Genomic DNA, 12,691 nt, shown 5'->3' on the forward strand with positions numbered 1-12,691 from the left:
TGTCAATTCGGGCACTTCCGGTCGCGTGCGCTAAAATAAAGTTATCCACAGCAATCCGGGCACGCCGTAATTCCGTTTTGTTCTTTTTCCGTGGCCCCGGTATCTGCCCAACTCGATGACTGACTCTATTTCTTCTGCAGCGCCTGCCGCTGACGCGCCCTCGCGCACTTTTGCCGAATTTGGCCTGCACCCGCTTCTGCTGAAGTCCATCGCCGAAACCGGCTACACGACACCCACGCCCATCCAGGCGCAGTCGATTCCGGTGGTGGTGGAAGGGCGCGACGTCATGGGCGCCGCCCAGACCGGCACCGGCAAGACCGCGGCGTTCACGCTGCCGATCCTGCACCGCCTGATGCCACTGGCCAACACCAGCGCGTCGCCGGCACGCCATCCCGTCCGCGCGCTCATCCTGACGCCGACGCGCGAGCTGGCCGACCAGGTGTACGAGAACGTCAAGCGCTACGCCCAGTCCACGCCGCTGCGCAGCACCGTCGTGTTCGGCGGCGTCGACATCGGCCCGCAGAAGATCGCGCTGCGCCAGGGTTGCGAAGTGCTGGTCGCCACGCCGGGCCGCCTGCTCGACCACGTCGAACAGAAGAACGTGAATCTCAGCCAGGTCGGCATCCTGGTGCTCGACGAAGCCGACCGGATGCTCGACATGGGCTTTCTGCCCGACCTCGAACGCATCATCCGGCTGCTGCCGCAGAAGCGCCAGGGCCTGCTGTTCTCGGCCACCTTCAGCAACGAAATCCGCAAGCTCGGCCGTTCGTACCTGAACAACCCGGTCGAGATCGAAGTCGCGGCGCGCAACGCCACGGCCGACACCGTCACGCAGATCGCCTACGAAATGTCCGGCGAAGCCAAGCGCGCCGCGGTGGTGCACCTGGTGAAGTCGCGCGGCCTGAAGCAGGTCATCGTGTTCTCCAACACCAAGATCGGCACCGCGCGCCTGGCCCGCCAGCTCGAACGCGACGGCGTGCGCGCCGAATCGATCCACGGCGACAAGACCCAGGCCGACCGCATGAAGGCGCTCGAAGCCTTCAAGGCCGGCGAGCTCGAGGTGCTGGTCGCCACCGACGTGGCCGCCCGCGGCCTCGACGTGGCCGGCGTGCCTTGTGTCATCAACTACGACCTGCCGTACAACGCCGAAGACTACGTGCACCGCATCGGCCGCACCGGCCGGGCCGGCGCGAGCGGCGAGGCCATCGCGCTGTTCACGCCTTCCGAAGAGCGCTATCTGCTCGACATCGAGAAGCTGATCAAGCGCAAGGTGCCGCGCGGCACGATCGAGATTCCCGCCGAGCTGCTGGCGCACAGCCATGGCCGAGGCGGCGAAGCGCCCACCGAGCGCGGCGAGCGCAGCCGTGGCCGCGGCGGCGACCGCGGCGAGCGTGGCGGCGATCGCGCTGAACGCAGCGAGCGCGGCGAACGCCGCAGCAGCGCGCCGCGCCAGCCGGTCGACGACTTCTTCTCCAAGCCCTACGAGCCCACCGCCGCGCCGTCGTCGGCCGCGCCCGTCGAGGCCAGCCCGCGTGCCAACGGCACGGCGCCCAAGCGCCAGCTGGCCGTGCTGCTGGGTGGCAGCCGCAAGCCCTGAGCGGCACCCGCGCCGCCCTCGTGCGGCCATGAAAAAAGCGCCTCCGGCAGGGCCGGCGGCGCTTTTTTTTTGGCCTGGCGGTTCAGGATGCGATGGCGTCGTCGCGCAGCAGGGCTTCGATCTCGGGCAGGCCGGTGGCCTGCGCCGGCGCATCGGCGCCGAGGCTGTCGAGCAGGCGTTCGAGATGGCCGATGTGCGGCAGCATGGTGCCGTAGAACAGCGTACGGCCGCGCTCGCGCACCAGCAGGGTGGGAAAGTTTTCGACGTCTTCGTCGCCCAGCAGGTCGGGGTGATCCTCGATGTCGATCCAGGCGAAGGTGTGGGCCGGATAGCGGGCGGCCAGGGCTTCGAGCTTGGGCCGGTATTCCTGGCAGGTGTCGCACCAGGCCGCGCAGAAACACGCCACCAGGCGCGTGTCGGGGCGGGCGAGGGCGGCGCGCAGCGCCGGCGTGTCGGGACCGGGTTCGTAGAGGGGCATGACGGTGTTCCACAGCGGGTTTGACTATGATACCCGGCGCGTCTATCTTGCGTCTTGGCCCGGGCGCCGCGCGCCCCGGGTCCACCTCGTCTTTGCTGCAGGATGCGTCATGCCCCCGTCTTACCCCGCCAACGGCGCGCCCCGGCGCGCTTCGCCCGTCTCCGAGGGCGTACGCATCACCACCGCGTTCAAGCGCGCGCTGGTGTCGCAATGCCATCCCAGCATGTTGTTCGCGGTGCTGCTGCCGTTTCTGATCGCGCTGGTCGGCGCGATCCTGTTGCTGTGGCTTTTCTGGACGCCGCTCACCGACTGGCTGCGCCTGGAGGCGGGCCAATGGGAAACCGTCAATGACGTCGACGCCTGGCTGGTCAGCATCGGGCTGTTTTCGCTCAAGATCTGGCTGGTGCCGGTGCTCGCGGCCGCGATCCTGCTGCCGGTGTCCGGCATCCTGGGCCTCACGATCGCCGCCATTTTCGTGATGCCGCTGGTGCTGCGCCACGTGGGCAAGCGCGAGTACGCGGGCCTGGCGCAGCTCGGCCGCAATGCCACGGCGGTGAGCGTCTGGAACGCGATCTGGGTCAGCGTGGTGTTCGCGCTGGGCTGGCTGTTCACGCTGCCGTTCTGGCTCATCCCGCCCATGGCGCTGATCCTGTCGGTGTTCTGGTGGGCCTTCGCGTTCTCGCGCATGCTGCGCGTCGACGCCATCGTCGAACACGCCCGTCCCGAAGAACGCCGGCGGCTCATCAAGGAGCGCAACGGCGGCTTCTGGATCATCGGTTTCATCCTCGCGCTGATCAACCTGATCCCGCCGGCCTGGATCATCCTGCCGGTGTACTCGGCGCTGGTCTATGCCCACTACGGCCTGCAGGCCCTCCAGGACCTGCGCGCCCAGGACCCGCTGCCGCGCCCCGACGAGCTCTCGCGCCTGCCGCCCTGAGCCGGCCACGCCGCGCCACCCCTTTTCTTCGAATCCCAGGACCCTCGCAACATGCCCGCAGCCGCTTCCCAGCGCCGTATCGGCCTCATCATCGTCGGCGACGAAATCCTCTCCGGACGCCGCCAGGACAAACACTTCGGCAAGGTGGTCGAGCTGCTGGCCGCGCGCGGCATGCGGCTGGCCTGGGCCGAGATCCTTTCCGATGACCGCGACGCGCTGACGGCGGCCTACCGCCGCAGCTTCGCCACCGGCGACGTGGTGTTCTCGTGCGGCGGCATCGGCGGCACGCCCGATGACCACACGCGCCAGGCCGTCGCCGCGGCGCTCGGCGTGGAGATGGCGCTGCATCCGCAGGCCGAAGAGGCCATCACGCTGCGCACGGCCGAAATGGCGGCCAAGGGGCAGGGCACCACCGACATGAGCACGCCGGAGAACCAGCAGCGCCTGCAGATGGGCGTATTTCCGGTGGGCGCCGAGATCGTGCCGAATCCGTACAACCGCATCCCCGGCTTCTTCATCCACGACCACACCTTCGTGCCCGGCTTTCCCGTGATGGCCTGGCCCATGCTCGAGTGGACGCTCGACACCCGCTATCGCGACCTGCAGCACCTCACGCGCCATGCCGAGCACTCCTTCCTCGTGTTCAGCATGCCCGAGTCGCGCATCACGCCCAGCCTGGTGGAGATCGAGCGGCGCTGGCCGGCAGTGCGGGCGTTCAGCCTGCCGAGCGTCGGAGAAAGTGGGGGCGCACCCCATATCGAACTGGGCGTGAAGGGCGAGCCCGAGCCGGCCGCCGAGGCGCTGCTGTTCCTGCAGGCCGAGGTGGAGCGCCTGGGCGGCATGCGCGTGCCGCCGGCCGCGGCCTGACGCCGCCCTGCACAAATACCGGTTGCCAAATCGGCGCCGGAATTTCACAATACGATAAGCCTGTCGTGCTGCGCTGCGGCATACAGGCCGGCACCGGCTCGTCTCCGCCCGCGCGCGGCAGCCCGCCGGTTCGCAGTATTCAACGCTCTCAGCCTCGCCTATGTCCCGCCTGCCCCGCGTCCCCGCGACCGCGTTGGGCTCCGAACCGGAGTCCGCCGGCCAGTCGCCCATCGCCATCCAGGTGATCGAGCGCGCCATGAGCCTGCTGGACGCGCTCGCCGCGCAACCCGAGCCGGTCACGCTGAAACAGCTCTCGGCCACCACCGGCCTGCACGCCTCCACCGCCCACCGCATCCTCAACGACCTGGTCGTGGGCCGCTACGTCGAGCGCGTCGACAACGGCGTGTATCAGCTGGGCATGCGGCTGCTGGAGCTGGGTTCGCTGGTCAAGGGCCGGCTCAACGTGCGCGAGGCCGCCATCGGCGCGATGCGCAACCTGCACCGCCAGACCGGCCAGACCATCAATCTGTCGGTGCAGCAGGGCGACGAGATCGTCTACATCGACCGGGCCTGGAGCGAGCGCTCCGGCATGCAGGTGGTGCGCGCCATCGGCGGCCGTGCGCCGCTGCACCTCACGTCCACCGGCAAGCTGTTCCTGTCGACCTGCGACACGCGCCAGGTGCGCGCCTACGCCACCCGCACCGGCCTGGCCGGGCACACCCGCAACAGCCTGACCGAGCTCGAGCGCCTCGAGCGCGAGCTGGCGCTGGTGCGCCGCCACGGCTATGCGCGCGACAACGAAGAGCTCGAGCTGGGCGTGCGCTGCATCGCCGCCGGCATCCACGACGACTCCGGCAAGCTCGTCGCCGGGCTCTCCATCTCGGCCCCGGCCGAGCGCCTGCAGGACGAGTGGATCAAGCTGCTCGTCGAGACCGCCGCCCAGATCTCCGAGGCCCTCGGCCACGACACCCTCCCGCCCGGCGCCGAACCCCTGGCCGAAGCCCGCTAGCCGCAGGCAGCGCAAAAAAACCTGGTCCGAGGACCAGGTTTTTTTATTGGACGAAAGAACAGCCCCGCCGCCGCCCGGCCGCCCGAAGGCGGCGGAGCCCCCTCGGGGGGCAGCAAGCGCGAAGCGCGCGGCGTGGGGGCCTCCCGCCGCCGCCCGGCCGCCCGAAGGCGGCGGAGCCCCCTCGGGGGGCAGCAAGCGCGAAGCGTGCGGCGTGGGGGCCTTCCCCCTATTGTTTTTCGACGCCAGCCTTCTTGAACAGGCCTTCCCATTGCGGCACCTGTTGCTTCACCTTGGCGGTCAACGCGTCGGGGTTGGCTTCGGCGGTCAGGACGGTGGCGCCCAGCTGCTTCATGCGGTCCTGGAACTTGGGGTCGGCGAGGCCGGCCTGCAGTGCCTTGACCAGCTTGTCGACCACGGGCTTGGGCGTGCCCTTCGGCACCCACATGCCGTGCCAGATACCCACTTCGAAGCCCTTGTAGCCCGACTCGTCCATCGTCGGCAGGTTCGGCAGGGTCGGCACGCGCTTCAGGCTGGTCACGGCGTAGGCCTTGACCGAGCCGGCGTTGATCTGCTGCGTGGTGTTGGTGGTCTGGTCGCACAGCAGGTCAACCTGCTTGCCCAGCAGATCGTTCATGGCCGGCGCGGTGCCCTTGTAGGGGATCGTCAGCAGGTTCACGCCCAGGGCTTCGATCAGCATGGTGCCGCACAGGTGGCTGGCGGCGCCGATGCCGGCGTTGGCCAGCGAGATCTTGTCGGCGTTTTTCTTGACGTACTCGGCCAGTTCCTTGATGTTGTTCGGCGGCAGGTCGCTGCGCGCCACGATGGTCATGGGCACGTCCACCACCAGGCCGATCGGCTCGAAGCTGGTGTAGGGGTCGTAGCCGGGGTTCTTGTAGAGCGAGGGCGCGGTCGAGAAGCCTGCGTGCATCAGCAGGATCTGGTAGCCGTCGGGCTGGGCGCGCGCGACCTGCGTGGTGCCGATCGTGCCGCCGGCGCCGCCCTTGTTTTCGACCACGACGGTCTGACCCAGGCTGGCGCGCATCGATTCCGCGAGCGAGCGGGCGACGTTGTCGGTCGGGCCGCCGGCCGCGAACGGCACGACCATGTTGACGGGGCGTTCGGGATATTCGGCTGCCGCGGACGCGGCGACGGTCAGGGTGCCGGCCGCGAACAGGGCCGACATCAGGCGGGAAAGACGGGTCATGAAGTCTCCAATGCAGGGGGGATTTTGGCTGCGAGGGTTTATGTAGTTATGACCGGCCTTGGAATGGTTGTAATGGTGGCGCGGTGTGCGGAAAGTGTAGGGAAGTCGTGGGGTTCCGTCACCCCGGGGATTCCCCCAGCCTGTCGGGGCCGGATCAGGAGATCCGCCCTCGTGTTGCGCCGCACAAACTTTTACTTGACACGAAAAAACAAGTGCTTAGAATAGGAATTGTGCAATGCAGCAAACGCGCCTGCGGTGGCAGTACTTCCCGGTCGCGCACATTGACCATTCCGGTCGTAGAGCAGCCTTATTCGCCGGTACAAACCGGCACCCGTGAAGGAGAGACAACATGAGCGCCATCCCCCAACAAGTTCTGGCCCGCCAGAAAGCCACCCTGCAATCGATCGTTGCCGCCCAGTCGGCCGTGTTCAGCGGTTTCGAGAAGCTGATCGACCTGAATCTGAAGGTCGTGCGCGCCACCCTCGACGAAGCGGCCCTGAAGTCGCAGCAGGCCGTGGAACTGAAGGACCCGCAAGACGCCGCCGGCTACGCCAGCGCGCTGGTGCAACCGGGCGCCGAAAAGGCCCTGGCCTACGGCAAGCACGTGTACGACATCGTTGCCGGTGTGCAGGCCGACCTGGCCAAGCTGGCCGAAGCGCAGATCGCCGAAAACCAGGCCCAGCTGCAGGACGCCGTCGAGCAGTTCTCGAAGAACGCGCCGACCGGTTCGGAGTCCGCTGTTGCCCTGATCAAGTCGTCGCTGGCTACCGCCAACAGCGCCTATGACTCGCTGACCAAGGCCGCCAAGCAGGCCGCCGAAGTCGCCGAATCGAACCTGAACGCCGCCGCCAACGCGACGTTCAAGGCCGCCACCGACGCCGCCGATGCCGCCACGAAGGTTGCCGGTCGCGGCCGTCGCGCTGCCGCCTGAGGCCGCTGCGCGACCCGGCCGCCGCCCCTGAGGTAGACCCTCGGTTGCGACGGCCCTCTCTGTGTAGTACCGTTGAGTGACAGAGCAGAGCTGGAATTAGGGCCACCTTCGGGTGGCCTTTTTTTGTCCAGCGCGAATGTTGCGGCCCTTTTTTATGCGGCGCGTACCCGCCTCGTCGCCCTGGGCCCGGCTGCCGGGCCACGCGCCGCAAAACAAAACAGCACCGCATGCGGTGCTGTTTTGCATTCAGACGGCCAGGCGCGGCTCAGCGCCGGGCGAGCGCCTGCACGCACTCGGCCACCAGGGCCGGGCCGCGGTAGATGAGGCCGGTATAGAGCTGGACCGCGTCGGCGCCGGCGGCGATCTTCTCGCGCGCCTGCTTGCCCGACAGGATGCCGCCTACGCCGATGATCGCCATCGACGTGCCCACGCGCTGGCGCAGGCGTTCGATCACGGCCAGCGAGAGCTCGTGCACCGGCGCGCCGGACAGGCCGCCCGCCTCCTCGGCGTGCTGCAGGCCGGCGACCTTGTCGCGCGCCAGGGTGGTGTTGGTGGCGATCACGCCGTCCACGCCGTGCGCGAGCAGCGCGTCGGCGATCACGTCGATCTGCTCCTGCGTCAGGTCGGGCGCGATCTTCACCGCCAGCGGCACCTGGCGCTGGTGCTGCTGGGCCAGCTCGGCGCGCTTGTCGCGCAGTAGCGCCAGCAGTTGCGAGAGCTCGTCGCCGCCCTGCAGCGCGCGCAGGTTCTTGGTGTTGGGCGAGGAGATGTTGACCGTGATGTAGTCGGCGTGCGGATACACGCCCGCCAGGCCGATCAGGTAGTCGTCGGCGGCGCGCTCGATGGGGGTGTCGGCGTTCTTGCCGATGTTCAGCCCCAGGATGCCGCCCTGCTGGCGGAACGTGCTCTTCTGCACATTGGCCAGGAACGCGTCCAGGCCCTGGTTGTTGAAGCCCAGCCGGTTGATCAGCGCGTCGGCGCGCGGCAGGCGGAACATGCGCGGCTTGGGATTGCCGGGCTGCGCGCGCGGCGTCACCGTGCCCACTTCCACGAAGCCGAAGCCCAGGTTGCCGAGGGCGTCGACGTAGGCGCCGTTTTTGTCGAGACCGGCCGCCAGCCCGACGGGATTGCGCAGGCGCAGCCCCATCAGCGTGGTGGGCGCCTCGGGCTGCGCGTGCAGCATGCGGCGCGTGGCGCCGCAATCATAAGCGCGCTGCAGCCCCGAGAGCGTGACCTCGTGGGCGGTTTCCGCATCCATGGCGAACAACGCCGTGCGGGCCAGGGGATAGGCGTGAAATAGGATAGACATGAGGCGCAATTGTAGTGTGTCGGCGGCCGGCCGCGCACCTGTTGCGCGGGCGCCGCTCAGGCCGGGCCGGAGGCCGGCGTTTCGTCCTGCCAGGCGCCGTCGACCAACATCTGCAGCGGGCGGAAGCTGGCCTTGTAGGCCATCTTGCGGCTGTCCGCGATCCAGTAGCCGAGGTAGAGCCAGGGCAGCTCCAGCATGCGGCACTGTTCGATCTGCCACATCACGCTGTAGGTGCCGAGGCTGCCGCGCAGCTCCGGATCGTAGAAGGTGTAGACCGACGACAGGCCGTCGTCGAGCACGTCGATGATGGACACCATGGCCAGGTGGCCGGCGGGCGTGCGGAACTCGACCAGGCGCGTGTTCACGCGCGTGGTCAGCAGGAACTGCGCGTACTGCGTGCGGCTGTCTTCGTCCATGCCGCCGCCGGGGTGGCGGCCCTGCTGGTAGCGGGTGTAGAGCTCGTAGTGTTCGGGCGACCAGGCCAGCTCGGCCACCAGCGGGCGCAGGGTGTCGTGCGCGCGCCAGGCCCGGCGCTGGCTGCGGCTCGCCGCATAGCGCGCGGTATCGACGCGCACCGGAATACAGGCGCGGCAGTTGTCGCAATGGGGCCGGTAGGTGAACAGGCCGCTGCGGCGAAAGCCCTGCTCGACCAGTTGGGAATAGGTGCCGGCGTTGATCAGGTGGCCCGGCGCGGCGACCTGCGAGCGCGCCTGGCGGCCGGGCAGGTAGCTGCACGGGTAGGGCGCGGTGGCGTAGAACTGCAGCGTGGAGAAGGGGAGTTCTTTGAGCTGGCTCATCGAAGCGGCCGGAGAGGGCCCGACAGCGTCGGGCCGGTTCGGCACATATTAACGCCGAACCACCGCGCTGGCAGCAGCGGGAAAGTCAGGGACGGGGCGCCTCGGGCAGCGGATGCAGGCTGCCTTCGGTGTCGAGCCAGCCCGGGCGCCACGTCAGCGGCGGATGCGTGACCGCCTCGCGGACATGGCGCAGGAAATGCGAGCGCGGCACCGGCCGCGCACCCAGGCTGGCGAGGTGGCTGGTCTGTTGCTGGCAGTCGATCCAGGCCACGCCCTGGCGCTGCAGGAACGCCACCAGATGGGCCAGCGCGATCTTGGAGGCGTCGGTTGCGTGCGCAAACATCGACTCGCCAAAGAACATCGTGCCCAGGTTCACGCCATACAGGCCGCCCGCCAGTTCGCCGTCGATCCAGGTTTCGATGCTGTGGGCCTGGCCGGCGCGATGCCAGCCGATATAGGCGTCTTGAACGTGTTGCGTGATCCAGGTGCCGTGCTGCGTCTTGCGCGTGCCGGCGCAGGCACGGATGACCTCGGCAAATGCGGTGTCGACGCGCACCTGCAGCGCGGCCTGCGGCCCCTGCATGCGGCCGAGCTGGCGCAGGCGCTTGCGCAGGCTGTGCGAGGGGGCGAAGTCGGCGCACGGCAGCACCATGCGCGGATCGGGGCTCCACCACAACACCGGCTCGCCCTCGGAATACCAGGGAAAGATGCCGTTGGAATAGGCCTGGCGCAGCCGCGTCACGTTGAGCTCGCCGCCCGCGGCCAGCAGGCCGTCGGGCTCGCTCAGGGCGGTCTCGGGAGGCGGGAAAGGCGCGTCGGCGGCCAGCCAGGGCAGCTTCAAGATCTCAGCGGTGCGATTCGAGCGTGTAGTGATGCATGCGCAGCGTGCCGGCGCGCCGGTCTTCCAGGAAGCGTTCCAGCGTGGTGGCGACGGTGCGGAAGGACAGTTCGTCCCAGGGGATCTCGGCTTCGCTGAAGAAGCGCGCCTCCAGGCTTTCGGGGCCGGGGTCGAGCGCATCGCTCAGGCACTCGGCCAGATAGAAGATGTGGACCTGCTCGACCTGCGGCACGTCGATGATGGTGTAGAGCTCGCCCAGCTTGATGCGAGCGCCGGATTCCTCGAGGGTCTCGCGCGCGGCGCCCTGTGCCGTGCTTTCGCCCAGCTCCATGAAGCCGGCGGGCAGCGTCCAGGTGTCGTAGCGCGGCTCGATGGCGCGGCGGCACAGCAGGATGCGGTCGCCCCAGACCGGCACGGTGCCGACCACCATGCGGGGGTTCTGGTAGTGGATCGCGCCGCAGTGGTCGCAGACGTCGCGCTCGCGGTTGTCCCCTTCCGGCACGCGGTGCGCAACGGGCGAGCCGCACTGGCTGCAGAAGCGCGCACGGCGCGGAGCGGGGAAGTAGCGTATGGGCGAAGTCATGAATCCGATTCTACCGGTTGCGCGCCGTTGCGGGAGGCCCGGCTCGACCCGGATGCGCCGCCGAAACGCGCCTCCAGATGTTCCACGAAGGATCGCACCTTGGGCGAGAGCAGGCGCCGGTGCGGATACACGGCGACCATGGTGAGGGGCGTGTGGCGATAGTCGGTGAGCAGCGGAACGAGCCGGCCGGCGCGCACGTCTTCGCCCACCAGGAAGTCGGGCTGCAGGATGATGCCGTGGCCCGCCAGCGCGGCGGTGCGCAGCACGTCGCCGTTGTTGGCGCGGAAGGCCGGCGTGATGCGGATCACGTGGACGTGGCCGTCGCGCTCGAAGTGCCAGTCGTTGCCGGTGCTGGCATAGCTGTAGTGCAGGCAGCGATGCTGCCGCAGCGCCTCGGGTTCGCGCGGGGTGCCGTGACGCTTGAGGTAGGCGGGCGCGGCGCACACCACGAGCTGCTGCGGCGCCAGTGGGCGGGCCACCAGCGAAGAGTCGTGCAGCGGGCCGATGCGCACCGCCACGTCGTAGCCTTCCTCCACCAGGTCCACCACGCGGTCGTTCAGGTCGAGGTCGATCACCACCTGCGGATAGGCCGCCAGATATTCCGCGATGGCGGGGCCCAGGTTGAGCACGCCGAACGACACCGGGGCGCTGACGCGCAACCGTCCTGTGGGCTGGCGGCCCTGCACCTGCAGAGCCAGGTCCAGCTCGGCGAGATCGCCCAGGATCGGGCGGATGCGTTCGAGAAAGGCGCGGCCGGCGTCGGTGAGGGAGAGCTTGCGGGTGGTGCGATTGAGCAGCCTCACCCCGTATTTCTGCTCGAGAAACGCTACCTGCCGCGTGACGACCGAGCGGGCCAGGCCGGCCTTTTCGGCGGCCGCGGCGAACGAGCCGAGCTCGATCACCTTGGCGAAGGTCTGCATGGCGGTGACCGTGTCCATGGGGGCTCCGGGGCGGCGTTGTTTCGGTTTGGGGAATAATTATTTGCAATTCTGCATGTTTATCTTGTTTTTAGGAATCGACAGAATGCCGCCATCGCTGTTTTCGCGATGTCCCGGTTCCGAGTTGGAGATAACAATGATCGATTCCCGCACTGCCCCTTACGCCGCGCTGCTGTTGCGCCTGGCCCTGGGCGTCATGTACCTGGCCCACGGCCTCACCAAGCTGCTGGTGTTCACCCTGCCGGGCACGGCAACATTCTTCGCCAGCATCGGCTTTGCCGGCTGGCTGGCCTATCCGGTCACCGCCTTCGAGATCATCGGCGGGCTGTTCCTGATCGCGGGCGTGCTGCCGCGCTGGGTGGCGGCGATCGGTGCGATCCAGTTGCTGGTCGCGGCCAGCGTGCACTTCGGCAATGGCTGGGGCTTCGCCAGCCCGAATGGCGGCTGGGAGTACCCGGTGTTCCTGGCGGTGACGGCCGCGGCGCTGGCCCTGCTGGGCGACGGCAAGTTCGTGCTGGTGCGCAGCGGCCGCAAGTCAGCCTGAGCGCCTGCCCGCGCAACGAAAAACCGCGCCCGGGGGCGCGGTTTTTCTATGCTTCGGGCCGGGCCACGAAGCCCAGCCGCGCGGGCAGGTCGGCCCGCGCCACGGTGCGCAGGGGCGCGGGCTCGGGATAGGCCGGATGGCGGATGTGCAGCGTCTCGGGGCTCGGCGCGGACGACTCCAGGCTGTCCCACAGCGGCGTGCCATCGGCGAGCGTGAGCGTGTCGATCACGCCGGCCAGGTCACGGTCTTCGACGGCGCCCGGGCCGGCGTCGGTGCTGGCATAGAGGTGGCCGTTTTCGTCGAGCCACCAGGCGGTGATGGCCTGGATCGCCCGGCCGGTGTGCGTGCGCAGCCCCGCGCCGCGCTCGGCGCCACGCAGGATGTAGGGCGCGGCATCGATGCGCACGTACACGCGTTGCGGGCCGTTCTGGAAAAACCAGCGGCCGTCGGCGTCGTGCTCGAAATTGCGTTCGATGAAGGCGATGATCTGCGGGCTGCTGATCGACTCGCCCGGGCCGCCGTCGGCGGCGGTGCCGCCCGGATGCAGGTGCCAGCGGCCGCGCGCGTCGAGCGACAACCAGCCGGCCACGGCGGGCACGTTGGGCCATTTGACCAGGGCGGCTTTGACGTCTTCATCCATGCGGGAGCTCGATTCTGCA

At 68.7% G+C, this 12,691-nt stretch carries 14 protein-coding genes; 6 read left to right on the top strand and 8 right to left on the bottom strand.

Annotation, left to right across the window (positions count from 1 at the left end):
* Positions 1–115 precede the first annotated feature (115 nt).
* Complete coding sequence (locus CEG14_RS05385) at positions 116–1,597, top strand: DEAD/DEAH box helicase (protein WP_094825347.1); 1,482 nt, start codon at positions 116–118, stop codon at positions 1,595–1,597.
* Positions 1,598–1,679: 82 nt separating this feature from the next.
* Here the strand turns inward: CEG14_RS05385 and CEG14_RS05390 are convergent, their stop codons facing one another.
* On the bottom strand, positions 1,680–2,075 hold the full coding sequence (locus tag CEG14_RS05390; RefSeq protein ID WP_094825348.1) for a thioredoxin family protein: 396 nt from the start codon (positions 2,073–2,075) through the stop codon (positions 1,680–1,682).
* A gap of 109 nt (positions 2,076–2,184) precedes the next feature.
* Between CEG14_RS05390 and CEG14_RS05395 the strand changes: the two genes are divergently transcribed.
* From CEG14_RS05395 to CEG14_RS05405, 3 genes are all read left to right on the top strand, one after another.
* On the top strand, positions 2,185–3,012 hold the full coding sequence (locus tag CEG14_RS05395; protein ID WP_094825349.1) for an EI24 domain-containing protein: 828 nt from the start codon (positions 2,185–2,187) through the stop codon (positions 3,010–3,012).
* Positions 3,013–3,063: 51 nt separating this feature from the next.
* Positions 3,064–3,879, top strand: a complete 816-nt coding sequence (locus CEG14_RS05400) for a competence/damage-inducible protein A (protein WP_094825350.1) — start codon at positions 3,064–3,066, stop codon at positions 3,877–3,879.
* A gap of 160 nt (positions 3,880–4,039) precedes the next feature.
* Positions 4,040–4,888 (top strand): IclR family transcriptional regulator, encoded by an 849-nt coding sequence (locus tag CEG14_RS05405; RefSeq protein ID WP_094825351.1) that lies wholly within the window; start codon positions 4,040–4,042, stop codon positions 4,886–4,888.
* Between the two features lie 226 nt (positions 4,889–5,114).
* Here CEG14_RS05405 and CEG14_RS05410 read toward each other — a convergent pair whose 3' ends face one another.
* Complete coding sequence (locus CEG14_RS05410) at positions 5,115–6,092, bottom strand: tripartite tricarboxylate transporter substrate binding protein BugD (protein ID WP_094825352.1); 978 nt, start codon at positions 6,090–6,092, stop codon at positions 5,115–5,117.
* Between the two features lie 349 nt (positions 6,093–6,441).
* Here CEG14_RS05410 and phaP point away from each other — a divergent pair, with 349 nt between their 5' ends.
* On the top strand, positions 6,442–7,023 hold the full coding sequence (phaP, locus tag CEG14_RS05415) for a TIGR01841 family phasin (protein ID WP_094825353.1): 582 nt from the start codon (positions 6,442–6,444) through the stop codon (positions 7,021–7,023).
* Between the two features lie 265 nt (positions 7,024–7,288).
* Here the strand turns inward: phaP and CEG14_RS05420 are convergent, their stop codons facing one another.
* From CEG14_RS05420 to CEG14_RS05440, 5 genes are all read right to left on the bottom strand, one after another.
* Positions 7,289–8,332: a quinone-dependent dihydroorotate dehydrogenase gene (locus tag CEG14_RS05420; RefSeq protein WP_094825354.1), complete on the bottom strand. Its 1,044-nt coding sequence runs from the start codon at positions 8,330–8,332 to the stop codon at positions 7,289–7,291.
* A gap of 56 nt (positions 8,333–8,388) precedes the next feature.
* Complete coding sequence (locus tag CEG14_RS05425; protein WP_094825355.1) at positions 8,389–9,129, bottom strand: arginyltransferase; 741 nt, start codon at positions 9,127–9,129, stop codon at positions 8,389–8,391.
* Between the two features lie 85 nt (positions 9,130–9,214).
* Positions 9,215–9,970, bottom strand: a complete 756-nt coding sequence (gene aat / locus CEG14_RS05430) for a leucyl/phenylalanyl-tRNA--protein transferase (RefSeq protein WP_094825356.1) — start codon at positions 9,968–9,970, stop codon at positions 9,215–9,217.
* Positions 9,971–9,974: 4 nt separating this feature from the next.
* Positions 9,975–10,550 carry an NUDIX hydrolase gene (locus tag CEG14_RS05435; RefSeq protein ID WP_094825357.1) on the bottom strand — a complete coding sequence of 192 codons (576 nt, stop codon included), beginning with the start codon at positions 10,548–10,550 and terminating at the stop codon, positions 9,975–9,977.
* Entirely contained in the window at positions 10,547–11,488 is a 942-nt protein-coding gene (locus CEG14_RS05440) for a LysR family transcriptional regulator (protein WP_176461394.1), read from the bottom strand. Before CEG14_RS05440 ends, CEG14_RS05435 begins: the two co-directional genes overlap by 4 nt.
* 136 nt (positions 11,489–11,624) lie before the next feature.
* Between CEG14_RS05440 and CEG14_RS05445 the strand changes: the two genes are divergently transcribed.
* A complete protein-coding gene (locus CEG14_RS05445) occupies positions 11,625–12,032 on the top strand; it encodes a DoxX family protein (protein WP_094825358.1) in 408 nt (135 codons plus the stop codon).
* 46 nt (positions 12,033–12,078) lie between these two features.
* On the opposite strand, the gene CEG14_RS05450 is transcribed toward CEG14_RS05445, so the two are convergent.
* Entirely contained in the window at positions 12,079–12,672 is a 594-nt protein-coding gene (locus tag CEG14_RS05450) for a DUF2946 family protein (protein WP_094825359.1), read from the bottom strand.
* Positions 12,673–12,691: the final 19 nt, after the last annotated feature.

This window comes from Bordetella genomosp. 1, from assembly GCF_002261335.1.
Classification (GTDB): Bacteria; Pseudomonadota; Gammaproteobacteria; order Burkholderiales; family Burkholderiaceae_B; genus Bordetella.